The 18,463-nt window shown below is 62.6% G+C and carries 18 protein-coding genes and 1 pseudogene; 15 read left to right on the forward strand and 4 right to left on the reverse strand.

Going from position 1 to position 18,463, the window contains the following annotated elements:
• The 14 genes from MOV63_RS28040 to MOV63_RS28105 all read left to right on the forward strand — a co-directional run.
• On the forward strand, positions 1-696 hold a 696-nt coding region (locus MOV63_RS28040), incomplete at its 5' end, for an SDR family NAD(P)-dependent oxidoreductase (protein WP_247038824.1).
• Positions 697-738: 42 nt separating this feature from the next.
• Positions 739-1,185 (forward strand): cupin domain-containing protein, encoded by a 447-nt coding sequence (locus MOV63_RS28045; RefSeq protein WP_247038825.1) that lies wholly within the window; start codon positions 739-741, stop codon positions 1,183-1,185.
• 59 nt (positions 1,186-1,244) lie between these two features.
• On the forward strand, positions 1,245-2,087 hold the full coding sequence (locus tag MOV63_RS28050) for an enoyl-CoA hydratase family protein (protein WP_247038827.1): 843 nt from the start codon (positions 1,245-1,247) through the stop codon (positions 2,085-2,087).
• Positions 2,087-3,262, forward strand: coding sequence for an acyl-CoA dehydrogenase family protein (locus MOV63_RS28055; protein ID WP_247038829.1), 1,176 nt, complete (start codon positions 2,087-2,089; stop codon positions 3,260-3,262). The genes MOV63_RS28050 and MOV63_RS28055 overlap by 1 nt, the downstream gene beginning before the upstream one ends.
• An 8-nt stretch (positions 3,263-3,270) precedes the next feature.
• Entirely contained in the window at positions 3,271-3,702 is a 432-nt protein-coding gene (locus MOV63_RS28060; protein WP_247038831.1) for a thioesterase family protein, read from the forward strand.
• On the forward strand, positions 3,680-4,075 hold the full coding sequence (locus MOV63_RS28065; protein ID WP_038591261.1) for a RidA family protein: 396 nt from the start codon (positions 3,680-3,682) through the stop codon (positions 4,073-4,075). The genes MOV63_RS28060 and MOV63_RS28065 overlap by 23 nt, the downstream gene beginning before the upstream one ends.
• Positions 4,076-4,082: 7 nt before the next feature.
• Positions 4,083-6,044: a 3-hydroxyacyl-CoA dehydrogenase NAD-binding domain-containing protein gene (locus tag MOV63_RS28070; RefSeq protein ID WP_247038832.1), complete on the forward strand. Its 1,962-nt coding sequence runs from the start codon at positions 4,083-4,085 to the stop codon at positions 6,042-6,044.
• A 324-nt stretch (positions 6,045-6,368) separates the two neighbouring features.
• Positions 6,369-7,973 (forward strand): ABC transporter substrate-binding protein, encoded by a 1,605-nt coding sequence (locus tag MOV63_RS28075; protein ID WP_247038834.1) that lies wholly within the window; start codon positions 6,369-6,371, stop codon positions 7,971-7,973.
• Entirely contained in the window at positions 7,973-9,127 is a 1,155-nt protein-coding gene (gene argE / locus MOV63_RS28080; protein ID WP_247038836.1) for an acetylornithine deacetylase, read from the forward strand. The genes MOV63_RS28075 and argE overlap by 1 nt, the downstream gene beginning before the upstream one ends.
• A 10-nt stretch (positions 9,128-9,137) precedes the next feature.
• A complete protein-coding gene (locus tag MOV63_RS28085; protein ID WP_247038838.1) occupies positions 9,138-10,109 on the forward strand; it encodes an ABC transporter permease in 972 nt (323 codons plus the stop codon).
• Complete coding sequence (locus MOV63_RS28090; protein WP_247038840.1) at positions 10,106-11,050, forward strand: ABC transporter permease; 945 nt, start codon at positions 10,106-10,108, stop codon at positions 11,048-11,050. Before MOV63_RS28085 ends, MOV63_RS28090 begins: the two co-directional genes overlap by 4 nt.
• A complete protein-coding gene (locus MOV63_RS28095; RefSeq protein WP_247038841.1) occupies positions 11,047-12,036 on the forward strand; it encodes an ABC transporter ATP-binding protein in 990 nt (329 codons plus the stop codon). The genes MOV63_RS28090 and MOV63_RS28095 overlap by 4 nt, the downstream gene beginning before the upstream one ends.
• Complete coding sequence (locus tag MOV63_RS28100) at positions 12,033-13,037, forward strand: ABC transporter ATP-binding protein (RefSeq protein ID WP_247038843.1); 1,005 nt, start codon at positions 12,033-12,035, stop codon at positions 13,035-13,037. The genes MOV63_RS28095 and MOV63_RS28100 overlap by 4 nt, the downstream gene beginning before the upstream one ends.
• An 18-nt stretch (positions 13,038-13,055) precedes the next feature.
• Positions 13,056-14,444, forward strand: coding sequence for a M20 family metallopeptidase (locus MOV63_RS28105; RefSeq protein ID WP_247038845.1), 1,389 nt, complete (start codon positions 13,056-13,058; stop codon positions 14,442-14,444).
• 15 nt (positions 14,445-14,459) lie between these two features.
• On the opposite strand, the gene MOV63_RS28110 is transcribed toward MOV63_RS28105, so the two are convergent.
• The 4 genes from MOV63_RS28110 to MOV63_RS28125 form a co-directional block, all read right to left on the reverse strand.
• A complete protein-coding gene (locus MOV63_RS28110; protein ID WP_247038847.1) occupies positions 14,460-15,176 on the reverse strand; it encodes an anti-sigma factor domain-containing protein in 717 nt (238 codons plus the stop codon).
• Positions 15,173-15,715 (reverse strand): sigma-70 family RNA polymerase sigma factor, encoded by a 543-nt coding sequence (locus MOV63_RS28115; protein WP_247038848.1) that lies wholly within the window; start codon positions 15,713-15,715, stop codon positions 15,173-15,175. Before MOV63_RS28115 ends, MOV63_RS28110 begins: the two co-directional genes overlap by 4 nt.
• Positions 15,716-15,871: 156 nt before the next feature.
• Positions 15,872-17,095, reverse strand: coding sequence for an MFS transporter (locus MOV63_RS28120; RefSeq protein ID WP_247038851.1), 1,224 nt, complete (start codon positions 17,093-17,095; stop codon positions 15,872-15,874).
• Between the two features lie 154 nt (positions 17,096-17,249).
• Positions 17,250-17,948 carry a thioredoxin family protein gene (locus tag MOV63_RS28125; RefSeq protein WP_247038853.1) on the reverse strand — a complete coding sequence of 233 codons (699 nt, stop codon included), beginning with the start codon at positions 17,946-17,948 and terminating at the stop codon, positions 17,250-17,252.
• A 96-nt stretch (positions 17,949-18,044) separates the two neighbouring features.
• Between MOV63_RS28125 and MOV63_RS28130 the strand changes: the two are divergent.
• A pseudogene (locus MOV63_RS28130) lies at positions 18,045-18,463 on the forward strand (helix-turn-helix domain-containing protein); the annotation flags it as partial.

The following is an 18,463-nucleotide window of genomic DNA, read 5'->3' on the forward strand; positions in this document are numbered from 1 at the left end:
GGCGCGCGGGTGACCCTCGCCGGCCGGCGGGCCGAACCTCTGGAGGCACTTGCCGCAACGCTTGGCAGGGACAAGGTCTGCGTCGCGGACGGTTTCGACGTCACCGACGAGATGGCCATCGACAACGGCCTGAAGACGGCACGCGCCGCGTTCGGTCCTGTCGATATCCTCGTCAACAATGCCGGTGAAGGCCCGAGCGCGCCCTTTGAAAAAACCTCGCTGGAGATGTGGAACCGCGTCATGTCGGTGGACCTCACCGGCGTATTCCTCGTGACCCAGGCCGTGCTGCCGGATCTCAAGGCTTTTGGCGCCGGCGCCCGCATCATCAACATCGCCTCGACTGCGGGGCTCACCGGTTATGCCTACGTCTCAGCCTATGTGGCAGCAAAGCATGGTGTCGTGGGCCTCACCCGATCCCTGGCGCTGGAGCTTGCGAGGAGCGGCATCACCGTCAACGCCGTCTGCCCCGGCTTTACCGACACGCCTCTGATCGCCCGTTCGATCGAGACGATCGTCGCAAAGACCGGACGGACGGAAGAGCAGGCGCGACAGGAATTTACCAGGAGCAATCCGCAGGGGCGGCTGGTGAAGCCGGAGGAGGTCGCAGACGCCGTTCTGTGGCTGGCATCGCCCGGAGCGGCGTCGATCAACGGACAGGCAATCGCGGTTGCCGGGGGAGAAGTCATGGCAGGCTAGTCGGCCTCGGCATGAACCAGGGAACGAAACCGGGAGATCAAGATGGAACTGGAAAAGGGCATAACCGAGAATGGTAGCGGATATAACGGCACCAGCTGGAATATCCTCGGCCAGGTCTATTTCCCGAAGGCGGTCTGCGACGACACCTTCGCCTTTGAAACCAACAGTCTGCCGGGACAGTTCGTGCCTGTGCACGTCCACCCGACCCAGGACGAATTCATCCTCGTGCAGGAGGGTGAACTTGACCTGAAGCTCGACGGCCAATGGGTCAAGGCGAAGGCCGGAGATCTGGTGCGTATGCCGCGTGGCATACCTCACGGTTACTTCAACAAGTCCGACAAGCCGTGCCGGGCGCTCTTCTGGGTCTCCCCGGCCCGCAAGCTCCGACAACTTTTCGAAGAGCTGCACGAAATGACCGACGTGGAGGAGATCGTGAAGGTTTCCGCCGCGCACGAGGTGGATTTCCTGCCGCCCTCCGCCAACGACTGACCCGGGAGAGGTCCTGCCGCCCGGAAAGGGGCGGTCGATGAAAAGGAGAGGAGACGAACATGAGTGACGTGATGAAGGACATGAAGCGCAGTTTTCGCGACTACCAGCCGAAACATTTCCTCTGGGAAGTGAGCGAAAACGGCCGTGTCGGGACGGTTCGCCTCAATCGTCCGGAGCGCAAGAACCCGCTGACCTTCGAAAGTTATGCGGAATTGCGCGATCTTTTTCGCGACCTCGTTTACGCCTCCGATATCCGCTCGATCGTCCTGACCGGCGCCGGCGGCAATTTCTCCTCCGGCGGCGACGTCTTCGAAATCATCGAGCCGCTGACCCATATGGCGATGCCGGACCTGCTCGCCTTCACCCGCATGACCGGCGATCTCGTCAAGGCGATGAAGAAATGCCCGCAGCCGATCGTGGCTGCGGTCGACGGCATCTGCATGGGGGCGGGCGCGATCCTCGCCATGGCTTCGGACATGCGGCTGGCGACGCCCGAAACCAAGACCGCCTTCCTCTTCACCCGCGTTGGCCTTGCCGGAGCCGACATGGGGGCCTGCGGGATCCTGCCGCGCATCATCGGCCAGGGCCGCGCCGCCGAACTGCTCTTCACCGGCCGCACGATGAACGCCCGAGAAGGCGAAGCCTGGGGCTTCTTCAATACCATCCATCCCGGTGACGTTCTCGAGGAAGAGGCCGTCAAGCTCGCCCATTCGCTGGCAGACGGTCCGTGGTTCGCACACACGATGACCAAGACCATGCTGAACCAGGAATGGGCGATGGGCATCGAAGAGATGATCGAATCCGAAGCCCAGGCCCAGGCGATCTGCATGGCGACCAAGGATTTCCGCCGCGCCTTCGAGGCTTTTGCCGAAAAGCGCAAGCCGGTCTTCGAGGGCGACTGATGGCCTATCCCACGACCCTCAAAGGACCGGCACGCGATTTCCTCGATTGGCCTTTCTTCAACGACAGCCACAAGGCGCTCGCTGAAAAACTGGATGCCTTCGCGGCTTCAGGCGCGCTGAGCCATATCGACCATTCGGACACGGACGGCGCCTGCCGCGCGATCGTCAAAGCGCTCGGAAACGCCGGCCTTCTCGACGCGGCAACGGGTGCGGGCGGCAGCCGGTCGATCGACAGCCGCGCCGCCTGCCTGACCCGCGAAACGCTCGCCTGGCATGACGGCCTTGCCGACTTCGCCTTCGCCATGCAGGGCCTCGGCACCGGCGCGATCGGCCTTTCCGGTTCTGAAGAGCTTCGCCGAACCGTTCTGCCGAAAGCGCAGTCGGGCGAATGGATCTCCGCCTTCGCGCTGTCGGAAAAGGAAGCCGGCTCGGATGTCGCCGCCATGGCCTGCGCTGCCCGAAAGGACGGCGACCACTATATCCTCGACGGTGAAAAGACCTGGATCTCCAACGGCGGCATCGCCGATGTCTACACGGTCTTCGTCCGCACCGGCGAAGCGCCCGGCACGCGCGGCATTTCCGCTTTCGTGGTGTTCGCCGACGATCCGGGCTTCTCGATCGCCGAGCGCATCGATGTGATCGCCCCGCATCCGCTGGCGACGATCCGCTTCGAGAACTGCCGCATCCCGGCTTCGCGTCTGCTGGGCGCGCCTGGCGAAGGCTTCAAGATCGCCATGCGGACCCTGGACATTTTTCGGGCCTCGGTCGCCGCAGCCGCCCTCGGTTTCGCCAAGCGGGCGCTGGATGAGGCGCTCGCCTATGCCAAGGCGCGGCCGATGTTCGGCAATCGCCTTTCCGACTTGCAGCTCACCCAGGCCGCTTTTGGCGACATGGCAGCCCAGATCGACGCCGGCGCGCTTCTCACCTATCGCGCCGCCTGGCGCCGCGACGTGCAGGGCCTGCCGACCACCAAGGAGGCCGCGATGGCCAAGATGGTGGCGACGGAGAACGCCCAAAGCGTCATCGACCGGGCGGTACAGATCTTTGGCGGCCGCGGCGTGAAGAGCGGCGAGATTACCGAGAGCCTCTACCGGGAAATCCGGGCGCTGCGCATCTATGAAGGCGCGACCGAGGTCCAGAAGCTCATCATCGCCCGTGAACTGTTGAAGGCATGAGGGCGACCATGGCTTACACGACATCCCGCCGATTGAACTTTGGAGATTGCGATCCCTCCGGCATCGCCTATTTCCCCTCCTATCTGAACATCATGGTCGGCGTTTGCGAGGAATTTTTCGGCGCGATCGGCTCGCCCTGGCCGGACATGATCAGCCACCGCAAGATCGGCGTGCCGACCGTGACGCTGGATGTCGCATTCAAGAGCCCAGGCTACCACGGCGATATGATGGATTTCACCATCAAGGTTATGCGGATCGGCAACAGTTCCGCCGATCTCGAATACGAGGTGCGGGCCGACGACCGCCTGCTCTGGACCGCCAAGCAGCGGCTTGTCGCCACCTCGCACGAAACCCACAAGGCCCTACCCTGGCCCGACGATATGCGCTCAGCGCTGACACAGCATTTGGAGATGAATAATGCACACCATCCTGCAGCCTGAAGGCTGGGCAAAACCGATCGGTTACGCCAACGGCGTCGCCGCCAACGGCCGCCAGGTCTTCGTCGGCGGGCAGATCGGCTGGAACGGCCAATGCCAGTTCGAAACCGACGATTTTGTCGGCCAGGTCAGGCAGACGCTGCAGAACGTTGTCGCCGTGCTGGCCGAGGCCGGCGCCGGGCCCGAGCACATCACCACCATGACGTGGTATTTTACCGATAAGGCAGAATATCTCGGCAACCTGAAGGGCATCGGCCAGGTCTATCGCGAGATCATCGGCAAGCACTTTCCGGCCATGGCCGCCATGCAGGTGGTGGCGCTGGTGGAAGACCGCGCCAAGATCGAAATCCAGGCGACAGCCGTCATTCCGGCCTGAGGCAGTCATGAGCAAGACGATCGAATTTTCCGCTACGGTTTCCGCCACGATCCGGAACGGGGTTCTGGTCGTCACCATCGACAATCCGCCGGTCAATGCAACCTCTGTCGATGTCCGCAGCGGGCTGGAAAGAGCTCTCGCCTATAGCGAAACGACGGGCGAGATCACCGGCGTCACTATTACGGGCGCCGGAAAGACGTTCATCGGCGGTGCCGACATCAAGGAATTCGGCAAGCCCGCCATGGAACCGACCTTGCCTGATGTCATCGAGAAGATCGAAGGCTTGTCGAAACCGGTCGTCGCAGCGCTCAATGGCGCAGCACTCGGCGGCGGTCTCGAAGTAGCGCTTGCCTGCCACTATCGCATCGCCTCGCCAGCTGCACAGGTCGGCCTGCCGGAAGTCAAACTCGGCATCGTGCCGGGCGCCGGCGGAACGCAACGCCTGCCGCGCCTGATCGGCATTCCGGCAGCGCTCGACCTCATCACCTCCGGACGTTCGGTGAAGGCCGAGGAAGCCCTGAAGCTCGGGATCATCGACGAGGTGGTCGCGGGCGATCTCGTCGAGGCAGCAACATCCGCGGCCTTAGCCCTGGCTGAGAAACCACTCCGCCGCACGGGCGAGCTGAACATCGCCGCTATCGATCCGGCCGAAATCGAAAAAGCCTCGGCCAAGATCCTCGCCAAGGCGCGCGGCCAGAAGGCGCCGGTGGAAGCCGTCCGGCTGGTCACCGCGTCCAATCGCCCGCTCGTCGAAGGGCTGGCGGATGAACGCGCCACCTTCCTGGCACTGCGCGACAGCCGCGAGGCGGCAGCGCTACGCCACGTCTTCTTTGCCGAGCGGGAATCTTCCAAGGTCGAAGGTCTGCAGGGTGTCGAACCTCACCCGGTCAGGACCATCGGCATCTGCGGCCTGGGCCTGATGGGCAGCGGCATCGCCGTCGCTGCTCTTGGCGCCGGTTATTCGGTGATCGGTCTGGACCAGACTGCCGAAGCCGCTGAAAAGGGCCGCGAGCGTATTATCGGCCTGCTGGAACGCAATGTCGCCGCAGGCCGTCTCGACCAGGCCGGGTTCGAGGCCCAGAAGGCGCGCCTTTCCGCGACAGCGGAAGATGTCGATCTCGCCCCTTGCGATCTCGTCGTCGAAGCTGTGTTCGACGATCTCGCCGTCAAGACCGATCTCTTCCGACGTCTCGACAAGGTCATCCGCCCCGATACCGTGCTGGCGACCAATACCAGCTACCTGAACCCGGACGAGATCGCCGCCGCGACCGCCCATCCGGAACGGGTGCTTGGCCTGCATTTCTTCTCGCCTGCCCACGTGATGCGCCTCCTGGAAGTCGTGCGCTGCGCCAAGACCGCACCGGATGTGCTGGCCACAGGGCTAGCGGTCGCCAAGAAACTGCGCAAGCTGCCGGTCGTCACCGGCGTCACCGAAGGCTTCATCGGCAACCGCATCTTTTCCGCCTATCGCCGTGAAGCCGAATTTCTGCTAGAAGACGGCGCCCTGCCGCACGAGGTCGATGCTGCGCTGGAAGACTACGGTTTTCCCATGGGCCTGTTCGCCGTCTACGACATGGCCGGCCTGGAAATCGCCTGGGCGCGCCGCAAGCGGCAGGCGGCCACCCGCGATCCCTCTGTGCGTTATGTCGAAATTGCCGATACGCTCTGCGAGGCGGGACGCCTGGGCCAGAAAACCGGCCGCGGCTGGTACGATTATCCGAACGGCAAGCGAACCGTCGACCCGGAAGTGACCGCTATCATAGAAGCCGCGCGAGCCCAAAAGGGCATCACCCCGCGCACATTTTCGAGGAACGATATTCTCGAGAGACTGCTCGGCGCAATGTCATTGGAAGGTGAGGCCCTGCTGGCGGAAGGGATCGCCGCGAGGAGCAGCGATATCGACTTGGTGATGATCAACGGCTACGGCTTTCCCGCCCATAAAGGCGGTCCGATGTTTGCCAGGACTTAAGACTTGCGAAGGCGCCACTGAAGACCTAAGCAACTGATATCATTGTAATATTATGACGCTTTCGAGGCTTCGGGAACGCTTTTTCTCGCCCGGAATCTGCCCGCCCGAAAGAGTTACGCTCATTTGATCAAACGTGCTTGCATGTTTCCTTAAATCGCCTATTGTTTGCCCAAGCCTCGCAAGTAGGCATCAAAAACAACGGCAGGGAACGGCCGCATGCTCACACTTTCCGAGCTTACTCCGTTGAGATATTTTAACTATAAAATATCTTCCGCATCGTTGTCCCGTATTCCGACTGTCTCGTGGCGCGCTTAGGAGATCATGATGCCTTTCCCGTTTTCTGCATTCAAACGTAAGATGCTGCTGGGTACCATCGCTGCAGCCGCGATCGCCGCTCCGCTTGGAAGCGTGGCCCAGGCGGCGGATTTCAAGTTCGCCGGCCCGCTCGATGCCTATACGCTTGATCCCCATGCGGTTTCGAACACGCTGATTTTCGCCGTTCTTGCCAATGTCTACGAACCGCTTGTGCGCCGTAACGCGGAGCAGAAGATCGAGGCGGCACTTGCGACCGACTGGAAGCAGATCGACGGCACGACCTGGGAATTCAACCTTCGCAAGGATGTGAAATTTTCGAACGGCAATGCCTTCAATGCCGACGACGTGATCTTCTCGCTGACCCGCGGCCAGGCTGGCGGCATCAAGGCAAACCTCAATTCGATCGCTTCGATCGAAAAGGTCGACGATTACAAGATCCGCATCAAGACCCGCGCCATCAACCCGATCCTGCCGAACCAGATCACCAACTGGTACATCATGGACAAGGAATGGGCCGAAGCGAACAACACCGTGCAGCCGGGTGCAGCCAATAACGCTACCGAGACCTTTGCCAACCGCAATGCCATGGGCACCGGTCCCTACGTCATCAAGGAGCGGGATCCGGGCGTGAAGACGGTCTTTGCGCCGAACCCGGGCTGGTGGGACAAGAAGACCGGCAATGTCGACAACGCGACGTTCTTCGTGATCCCCAACCCGTCGACCCGCGTATCCGCCCTCATCTCCGGCGAAGTCGACATGATCGACGGCGTGCCGCCGCAGGATGCCGAGCGCATCGAGAACGATCCGAAGCTGCATATGCAGGCCGGCCCCGACCTGCGCACCATCTACATCCAGCCCGACGTCGCCCGCGACAGCCTGATCTTCGGCAGCGAAAAGACCAAGAACCCCTTCAAGGAACTGAAGGTCCGCCAGGCGATGGAACTGGCGATCGATACCGGCGCGATCCAGAAGCGCATCATGCGCAATTTCTCCGTACCGGTCGGCCTGCCGATCGGCAAGGAAGTCAACGGTTTCGATGCAGCTCTCGGCGCGCCGGTAAAGCCCGACGTCGACAAGGCCAAGACATTGATGAAGGAAGCCGGCTATGAAAACGGCTTCTCCGTCACACTGGATTGCACCAGCGACCGTTTCATGAACGACGAAGCGACCTGCCTTGCGGTCGCCGCTTCGCTCGCCCGCATCAACATCAAGGTCGATCCGCGTGCCCAGCCGACCGCCAAGTGGGCGACCCAGGTCAACCCGCCGGAATATAATACCAGCATGGCGATGCTCGGTTATTCGCCGGCGACCTATGACGCCCACATCTTCCTAACCTCGATTGCCGCCACCCGCGACGCCAAGAGCGGCCTCGGCGCCTTCAACATCGGCGGTTATTCCAATCCGGAAGTCGACAAGCTGATCGACCTGATCGGCAAGGAGACCGACCAGGCCAAGCGCACCGGCTATATCACCCAGGCCTTCAAGCTCATGAAGGCCGACGTTGCCTTCATTCCGCTCCACCAGTTGAACATTCTCTGGGGCGTCAAGGACAACGTCACCGTCGTCCAGCCGGCCGACCTTGCCTATCCGCTGCGTTATTTCACGGTGAAGTAATGACCATTGCAACCGATATAACGAGGCAGCTTGCCAGTCTCGTGTCTTATCCCACGGTCAGCGCCGTTTCCAACCTCGACCTGCTCAGATATGTCGAAGACCAGACCGCCTCCTTCGGGGCGCGCGTCCGGCGCTTTGCCAACCCCGAGGGCGACAAGGCAAACGCGCTGATCACGATCGGCCCGGAAGCGCCCGGCGGCATCATTTTCAGCGGCCATACGGATGTGGTGCCGACCGAAGGCCAGGCCTGGACCGGCGATCCGTGGACGCTCAGGGAAGCGAACGGCCGCCTGATCGGTCGCGGCGCCACCGACATGAAGGGTTTTCTCGCCTGCTGTCTTGCGGCCGTCCCCGGCATTGCCTCAAAAAATCTCAAGAAGCCGATCCACCTCGCCTTTTCCTACGACGAGGAAGTAGGCTGCACCGGCGTCGGCTCGATGGCCGAATGGGTGGGCCAGAGCGACCTGAAGCCGCGGCTCGCGGTCATCGGCGAAGCGACCAGCATGGACATGATTGCGGCCCACAAGGGCGGACTGATCGGCTGGTGCCGCATCAAGGGCAAGCCCGGCCATTCCTCCCAACCTGATCGCTACGTCAACGCCGTCATGGTCGCCGGCGACATGATCGCCGAAATCAACCGCATCCGCGAGGACATGCGCAACGGCCCACAGTTCGAAGGATTGGATCCGCCCTATTCGACGACCCAGGTCACCGTCATCAGGGGCGGCCTGCACGGCAATATCGTCTCCGAAAACTGCGAATTCTTCTGGGAAATGCGCCTCATCCCGGGTCAGAATACCTATGAGGTGCTGGAGCACATGAAGCGTTTTGCCGCCGAAAAGCTCGAACCGGCCATGAAGGCGATCGATCCGTCCTGTGGCATCGTCTTCGACGTCCAGGCCAGCATCCCGGGCCTCAAACCCAATAACGACCCGACGCTCGATGCGGAACTGTTGGCGCTTCTCGGCCGCACCGAACCCCGCTATGTTTCCTATGGCACGGAAGCGGGTATTTTCCAGATCGCCGGGGTCCCTTCGGTCGTCATCGGTCCGGGGGATATCGCCGATGCCCATCAGCCGGACGAATCGATTGCGATCTCCGAGCTCGAGAAATGCGCCGCCTTCCTCGACCGGCTCGGGGATAGCTGCTGCTAAGGAATTTGTCGTGCTGAATTATGCCGCGTCACGGATCGTGCAGACGGTCATCGTCCTGCTGGTGATCAGCTTCATCGCCTTCCTGCTGGTCGCCAATATCGGCGACCCGCTGGCGGCCCTCCTCTCCGCCGACGCGACCGTCAACGAGCGGCTGGAACTGATCGCCAAGCTCGGCCTCGACCAGCCGCTATGGACGCGCTTCCTGCATTTCATCGGCAACATGCTGCGGGGCGATTTCGGCTTTTCCTATCGCACCCAGGACCCGGTCGCCAACCTGATCGCGGAACGCCTTCCCGCGACCGTCGAGCTCGCCTTCGTCAGCCTGCTGATCACGATCGTGGTCGGAGTGCCGGCTGGCATCTATTGCGGCGTCAATCCGAATTCGCTGTTCGGCCGCTTCATCATGCTGATCTCCACGGCCGGCATCACGCTGCCGAATTTCGTCGTCGGCATCCTGCTGATCGCCGTGTTTTCCGTGCAGCTCGGCCTGCTCCCGTCGTTCGGGCGCGGCACGGTCGTCGATCTCGGCTTCTGGAAGACCGGGCTCCTCACCGTCTCCGGTTGGCGGGCGATCCTCCTGCCGGCAGCGACGCTTTCCACCTTCCAGGTCGCCTTCATCATCCGCATGCTGCGCACCCAGCTGATGGAGGTCGGCCAGAGCGAACATATCCGCTTTGCCCGCGCCCGCGGCCTGTCGGAAGCGCGCATCTGGTATGTCTATGCGATCAAGAACACGCTGCTGCCAGTCATCACCATGCTCGGCCTGCAGCTCGGCAACATCATCGCCTTTTCGGTGGTCACCGAAAACGTCTTCGCCTGGCCGGGCCTCGGCTCGCTCTTCCTGCAATCGATCCAGGGCGCCGACATTCCGGTCATCGCCATCTACCTGATTTTCGTCGGCCTGGTCTTCATGGTCATCAATCTGGTCGTCGAGCTGCTTTATCCGCTGATCGACGCCCGCGTGTTGAGGAGGCAATCATGACGGCAGTCGTCAACACCCCGGAGGGCGGCCCGGCTCGCCGCAGCAGAGGCGCCAAGCTTCTGCGCGCCATGCGCAGGGCACCCGGCCCCACTTTCTGTGCCGTCACGATCTTGGCCCTGCTGGTCTATGCCTTCGTCTTGCCGCTGTTCTCGCTGAACCCATTCGAATTCTCCGGCATGTCGGTGCTGGACAGTTTCATTCCGCCGGCATGGATGGCGGACGGGTCAGCTGATTTCCCGCTCGGCACAGACGACCAGGGCCGCAACCTGATCACCGCCATGGCCTATGGCATGCGCACCTCGATCATCGTCGGTTTCCTGTCGGTTACGATAGGTCTCGTCCTCGGTGGCAGCCTCGGCCTGATCGCCGGTTTCGTCGGCGGCAGGGTCGACGCCTTCATCATGCGCGTCGCGGACGTGCAGCTTGCCTATCCCGCCCTGCTGCTGGCGATGATCATCGATGGCGCCGCCCGCGCGGTGCTCGGCACCGAGCGCAGCGTCGGCACCGCGATCACCATCGTCGTGATGTCCATCGGCATCGCATTCTGGGTCCAGTATGCCCGCACCATCCGCTCTTCCGTGATGATCGAGCGCGACCAGGATTATGTCTCGGCCGCCCGCATCACCGGCCGCAGCAATCTCGCGATCATCGTCCTGCATATCCTGCCGAACGTCATGGCCCCGGTTCTGGTCATCGCCACCATCAATCTCGGCATCGCCATCATCACCGAGGCGACCTTGAGCTTCCTCGGCATCGGCATCCCGGTCACCTCGCCGTCGCTCGGCACGCTGATCCGCAACGGCAACAATTTCCTGCAGTCCGGCGAATGGTGGATTTCGGTCTGGCCCTGCCTGATCCTCGTCCTCTTCGTCGTTTCGGTGAACATCCTCGGCGACCACCTGCGCGACGTCTATAATCCGCGCCTGCGGGGCCGCTCATGATCAACGCTACCGCTCCCCTCCTCGACGTCCGAGACCTCACCGTCACCATCAACCGCGACGGAGGGCTGGTCACCGCGCTCGACAAGGTCTCCTTTTTCGTCAATCCCGGCGAAGTGCTCGGCATCGTCGGCGAATCCGGCGCCGGAAAGTCGATCACCGGCGCTGCGATCATCGACCTCCTCGTACCGCCGCTGAAACGCACCGGCGGCACCATCACCCTTGCCGGCGAACGGCTCGACCAGCTTTCCCCAAAGGCGATGCGCGGCGTGCGCGGCGGCCGGATCGGTTTCGTTTTCCAGGACCCGATGACCAGCCTCAACCCGGTGATCACGATCGGCCAGCAGCTCTGCGACACCATCCAGACGCATTTGAAACTCAGCGGCAGCCAGACGAAGAAACGAGCGTTGGGCTGGCTCGACCGGGTCGGCCTGCCCAATCCTGACGTCCAGTTCAAACGTTTCCCCCACCAGCTTTCCGGCGGCATGCGGCAACGCGTGGTGATCGCGCTCGCGCTCTGTGCCGACCCGGTGCTGGTCATTGCCGACGAGCCGACCACAGCCCTCGACGTCTCCGTCCAGGCGCATATCCTCGAACTGCTGCGCGACCTGCATCGCGAAAGCAATGTCAGCATGATGCTGATCACCCACGACCTTGGCGTCATCGCCAAGATGGCCGATCGCGTCGCAGTGCTTTATGCCGGCCGCGTCGCCGAGATCAGCCCGGTCGGCGAGCTCTTCAATGCGCCGAAACATCCCTATACCCGCGGCCTGATCCGGGCGACGCCGATGCCGTCGGCCACCGGCGAGATGCGGCTCGACCAGATCCCAGGTGCCATGCCGGGGCTCGGTGCGGTTCCGCCCGGCTGCGCCTTCAATCCGCGTTGTTTTAGGGCGGAAGGCGATTGTCGCGCGACCATACCGCCACTTCATCACGAGGAAAGCTCCGCCTTTTCCTGCTTCCATCCGCTGGAAAGGGTGACCGCATGAGCGCTTCCGACTTCCTCATCCTCAATCACGTCAGCAAGGTCTACCGCCGCAATCAGAGTCTTATCGAACGGCTGAAGAAGAGCGAGAGCGGCGGCACCAAGGCCGTCAGCGACGTCAGCCTCACCGTCCGCCATGGCGAGACCATGGGCCTTGTCGGCGAAAGCGGCTGCGGCAAGTCCACGCTGGCGCGCCTCGTCTCCGGCCTGATGGCGCCCACATCCGGCGAGATCAGCTTTCCGCCCAATGCATCCGGCAACAAGCCGCGGCTGCAGATGATCTTCCAGGATCCCTATTCCTCGCTCAACGGCCGCTGGACGATCGAGGACATCATCGCCGAGCCGATCCGCGTCCATAAGCTCCGCCAGGGCCGCGCCGCGATCCGCGCCCGCGTCGACGAATTGCTGGTCCAGGTCGGCCTTTCCGCAGCGGACGCCGAAAAATACCCGCAGGAGTTTTCCGGCGGCCAGCGGCAGCGCATCTGCATCGCCCGGGCGCTTGCCGGTGAGCCCGAATTCCTGATCCTCGACGAGCCGACGTCCGCGCTCGACGTGTCGGTGCAGGCGCAGATCCTCAATCTGCTCCGCGACCTGCAGAAGAACCTGCACCTCACCAGCCTGTTCATCACCCACAATCTCTCGGTCGTGCGCATCATGGCCGACCGGATCGGCGTCATGTATCTCGGTGAGCTGGTCGAGGAGGCGACGTCGGAAGAACTGTTCCGCAAGCCGCGCCATCCCTATACCCGCCTACTCATCGATGCCGCGCCCGACATGGATACCAGCGACCGCTCGCTGCACCCGATTGCCGGCGAACTGCCGAACCCGGCCTTCCCACCCGCCGGCTGCCGTTTCCATACGCGCTGTCCCTTCGCGCAGGACATCTGTCGCAATACCGTGCCGCCACAGAAGGCGACCGAGGCAGGCGGCATGTTCCGCTGCCATTTCGATCTCGATCTGTCGAACGCGACGGTCTTTCCCGCCGTGAAGGCCAGGACGGCCTGAGTTTCCAAGGATGCCGCGATGACCCCTGCCTCCCGCCAAGCAACGATCGACAAGGCCGTCGGTTATCTCGATGACGGCTCATTTGAGGCCACGCTGCGCAAACGCGTGGCGATCCCTTCCGCCAGCCGCGTCGCGGCCAACAAGCCGGACCTCTGGCGCTATGTCACCGAGGACATGCAGCCGTTTTTCGAACGGCTTGGCTTCACGACGAAGATCTACGAAAACGATAGAGCTCCCGGCCCGTTCCTGCTCGCCGAACGCATCGAGGACCCGCGCTTCACCACCGTCCTGCAATACGGCCACGGCGATGTCGTCGCCGGCCTTGACGGCCAATGGGAGACAGGCCTCTCGCCCTTCGAGATGACCGAAAGGAACGGCGCCTGGTATGGCCGCGGCACCGCCGACAACAAGGGCCAGCACGCGGTGAACCTTGCCGCGGTCGAAGCGCTGCTTGCGACAAAGGGCTCGCTCGGCTTCAACCTCAAATACCTGATCGAGATGGGCGAAGAGTCCGGATCGCTGGGGCTGGAGGAAATGTGCGCGGCGCATCGGGACGAGCTGAAGGCGGACGTCTTCATCGCCTCCGACGGTCCGCGCCTCGCACTCGAACGGCCAACGATCTTCCTCGGCGCCCGCGGCGGCATGTCCTTCCATCTGGAGATCAATGCGCGCGAAAGTTTTCAGCATTCCGGCAACTGGGGCGGCATCCTCTCCAATCCGGGCATCGAACTCTGCCACGCGATCACCGCGCTCGTCGGCCGCACCGGCCAGATCAAGGTGCCCGAGATGACACCGGGTTCGATCCCGGAAAACGTCCGCACTGCGCTGAAGGATTGCCACATCACGCCCACTGCCGGCGACCCGCCGATCGAGCCCTGGTGGGGCGAGCCTGGTCTGACGCCGGAGGAGAAGGTGTTTGCCTGGAGTTCCTTCGAGGTGATGGAAATGGAATGCGGCAACCTCGCCCAGCCGCTCTACGCCATCCCGCCAAAAGCTCGCGCCCGCATGCAGCTCCGCTTCCCGGTCGGCGTCGATCCGGATGCGGTGGTCCCCGCCGTCCGCAAAGTGCTGATCGATGCGGGTTATGACCGGGTAGTGGTCAAGGACCCGACCGACGCGATCTTCCTCGCCAGCCGCCTCGATCCCGATCATCCCTGGGTCAGCCGCGTTGTCGCCTCGATCGAGAAGACGCTCGGGAGCCCGCCGGCGATCCTGCCCAATCTCGGCGGCTCGCTGCCGAACAACATCTTTTCCGATCTGCTCGGCCTACCGACGATCTGGATTCCCCATTCCTATCCCGGCTGCCTGCAGCATGCGCCGAACGAGCATCTGCCGATCTCGATCGTCCGCGAGGGGCTCGCGATGATGGCCGGGCTCTATTGGGATATCGGCGAGACTACGGCGTGACCTTCAGCTTCGGCGTCAAGGCCTGCGGGTAGCGCCGCTTGCCACCACCGGACCGGTCGGCAGACCGGTCGGCGAGCCGCCGAACGGTTCGAGGCTGACGGCAAGCGTCGCGCCCTCGGTCATGTTGCGACGCAGATCGGCAGGTATCACGAGCTCTCCTGCCTGATCCGGCTCAAAGACGCCGAGAGACCGCGGATCGCCGCTTCCGGGCACCAGCCAGAGCTCCAGCGACTTCTCTTCGCGTCCGCCGGCCGCGACCGGTACGATCCGCAAGCGCCCGTTTCCGGCATCGTAGGAGGCAAGCAAGTTGATCTGGTCATTGGTCGAGGACAATTCCGCCACCAGCGGAGCAGCTCCCTGCGGCCTTGGAATCACACCTGACGCATAAAACACCGCAGCGACAGCAACCGCCGACGTGCCAAGCGCGAACCATCGCCAGAACAGCGCGGAATTCCACAGATCCCACGAGGGGGCGGCAACCCGGGCGGGACCGAAGAGACGGGTTTCTATCCGGCCAAAAACCACCGGGCGCGGCGCCACGTCCTGGTAGTCGTCGTTGAAGGAGGCAAGATCCGCCTGCCACCGTTCGACGATCCGGGCAAACGCGCGATCATTGGCGATCCGCTGTTCAACGGCGCGGCGAGCCTCGAGTGAGAGAACGCCGAGCACATATTCGCCGGCCAGGATCTCGTCCTGCGGCCGCCTGCCCTGACTTTGTTCGCCCGACGTCATCGCTCCATGCACTCTCTCAACTTGAGAAGGCTCCGGCGCAGCCACGTGCGCACCGTATTCAACGGTACCTTCAATTCTTCCGCCAGTTCAAGATAACTCAAACCTTCCACATAGGCACGTCGAACTGCACGTGCATGCGCGGAATCCAGCTCCTGCATGCACCTGTCGATGCGACGGCCTTCATCCGCATTGGCCACCTGCTGTTCGGGATCGAGCGTGCCGTCATCGGCAAGGTCGTAAGCGGCATCAAGGTCTTCGGCGACAGGTTTCCTGGCCCGCAGGATGTCGATCGCGTGATTGCGCGCGATCGCCGCCAGCCAGGCCAGGGGCGAACCGGTATCCACGGCAAAAGTCCTGGAGCGCTGCCAGACCCTGACATAGATTTCCTGGAGCGCTTCTTCCGCGTCGGCCCTGTCTTTCAAGATACGCAGACAGATCGAAAATAGTTTCGGGCTCGTCGCATTATACAACGAGGCGAACGCTTTGCGATCACCCATCGCCACGCGATTGATCAGGGCCGCGATCTCATTGCTTTGCATTCGGAAAAAACCTCGCCGTCCCCATCTATAGAGAACGCAGATCTCAAAAAACAAGGCGCCTTCGTCGCAAAACCCGCAGCAGGGTCTTCCATCTCCTCGCAGCCGATATCCCGCCCTGGCTTTGCCTCGTCGGGATCACTGCTGCCCGCCGGGGCATCAGGCGGCGTCGAGGGCCGGCACCGCCTGTCGACCCTTTGGAAAAGGCTTGAAGGTCAGGGCGATCAGGAAGGCGCCGATGCCGATACCCCAGGAGCCGACATAGAGCCATGTATAGCTGGCGAGCGTGTCGTAGATCAGTCCTCCGGCCAGGGGGCCGGTCGCCATGCCCAGGCCGCCGGCCATTGCTGTCCCGCCGATCACCGTGCCCATCATCCGCATCGGGAAATTCTCGCGAGCGATCACCGCATAGAGCGGCATGACACCGGCATAGATGAAGCCGAACAGGGCGGCGACTGTATAGAATGACCCGAGACCTTGTGCGAAAACATAGGCCAGCGCGCCGAACGCCTGGGCCAGCAGACCGAGAACGAGCACCTGCTTGGCACCGAACCGGTCTCCGAGAATGCCGAACACGACGCGGCCACCCATGCCTGCCAGGCCTTCGACGCTGTAGATCGACACGGCGGCTATCATCGGAATTCCGCAGGTCACCGCATAGCTCACGGTGTGGAAGATCGGCCCCGAATGGGTGGCACAGCAGAAGAAATTGGTGAGCAGCAGGATGATGAACTGGGGCGATCTCAACACCTGCCGCGTCGACATGGAGGACTGAGGATCTTCACCCGGCGATGCGGCAATATTGCCGCTCTCCAAAGCCGGCGCGCGCCGGACGAGCAGGGAGACAGGGATCATCACGACCGCCACGAGTATCGCGATGATCTGCATGGATGTTCTCCAGTCGTAGATCGACACCAGCCAAGCCGCGAAAGGCGACATCGTCATCGGCGCCATGCCCATGCCGGCCGAAACCAGCGAGACCGCGAGGCTTCTATGCGTATCGAACCAGCCTGTGACGCAGGCCATCATCGGCGCGAAGATTGCCGCGATCGCCGTGCCGACCGCAAGCCCGAAGATGAGCTGGAATGCCGCCAGCGATGTCGTCAGGCTTGCCGATGCAAGGCTGACGCTGAGCAGAATCGAGCCGGCGAGAACGATGGGGCGAGGTCCCCAGCGATCAAAAAGGCTGCCCCAGGCAATGCTGGCAAATGCCATCGCGACAAACCCGATGGTCATGGCGCTCGACACGCCGGTGACCGACCATCCGGTCTCGCGCGAGATGGGCATGAGGAAAACGGGCAGGGAAAACATCGATCCGATGGCGAGGCAGCCGAGAAGGCCGCCAGCCGCCACGATGATCCACCGATATTGAATATTGGTCATTTTTATCTCCATTTTGCAGTGTCCGGCAGCCGGTCGCGCGGCGATGAAGTTGCCTGCGTGCAGCCGTGAAATGCCGGCATGTCAGAACGTTAACTGCCTGAGCCGGATCGACCGAGTCGGCTCCGGTTCCTGTCAAGACCAGCCAAAGGCTGCCTCAATACTGGTCGTGCCGGCGCAGCCACGCCATCGGGAACCGGAATTCGTCCTCGTTGCGGCCCTTGGGCACGAGATCCAGATAATGGTAGGCGCCGTTGAGCATGTCGACGCCGCGCGAATAGCAGGAATAGGTGTGGAATACCTCGCCGCTGTCGTTCCTGCAGAAGACGCTGATACCCACTTCTTCGGATGCGTTGCTCGGCTGGACCTCGTAATTGTAATAGGCCACGCCCTTGGGCAGATCTTCCGGCCTCACCGACGCCTGATAGTCGAAATTGAAATCGCCGCCGTTTGAGGAGAACCACGGGAAGTTCCAGCCCATGCGTTTCTTGTAGGCGTCGATCTTGGCAAGCGGAGCCCGCGAGATGGCGACGAAGGTCACGTCGCGATGGTTGAGATGGATCGGGATGCCGTTGAAATTATCGGCCCAGAAGGAACATGACTTGCATGCCTCCTCCCAATCGGGACCGAACATGAAATGATAGACGATCAGTTGCGAGCGGCCGTCGAAAAGGTCCTCCAGCGAAAGCTCGCCATCCGGTCCCTCGAATCGATAGGGTTTTTCGACCCTTTCCCAGGGCATCGCCATCCGGCGGCGCGTCAGCGCATCCCGTTGGCGGGTGAATTCCTTCTCCGCAGCGAGCAGATCAAGGCGAGCCTTCAACCATTCTTCCGGCGAAACGACTTGATTTTGCATATCAACCTCCTGTTTGTTGGAATGCAGCTTGGTGGTCGTGGGATAGACTAGGGCCGGATATCGAATGGTGAGAGTGACAAGTGTGACGGGATTCCGATGGACTCGCTGATCACCGCCGCGGCGCGTGCGCTCGCCTCGGGCGATCCCCTTGGTGCCTTGAAGCGGGTGGCGCTGCGCGAGGATGCGCCGGCACTCGCACTTAGAGGCATCGCCATGGCGCAGCTCGGCGAGCTCGTCCGAGCGAAGGCTCTCCTCAAAAGAGCCACTCGCGCGTTCGGCCCCAAAGAGACGATGGCGCGCGCCAGATGTGTCGTCGCCGAGGCGGAGATCGCGCTCGTCTCCCGCGATCTGACCTGGCCGGTGAAAGCACTCGACACGGCCCGGGCGGTGCTTGAAGCGCATGGTGACCGGGTGAATGCCGCGCATGCGTTCAATCTGGAGGTCCGGCGCCTGCTGCTGATCGGCCGCCTCGACGAGGCCGAGCACCTGCTCGCGGGCTTCGAGCCGCCGTCGCT

It is taken from the genome of Neorhizobium sp. SHOUNA12A (genome assembly GCF_023006505.1).
GTDB lineage: Bacteria > Pseudomonadota > Alphaproteobacteria > Rhizobiales > Rhizobiaceae > Neorhizobium.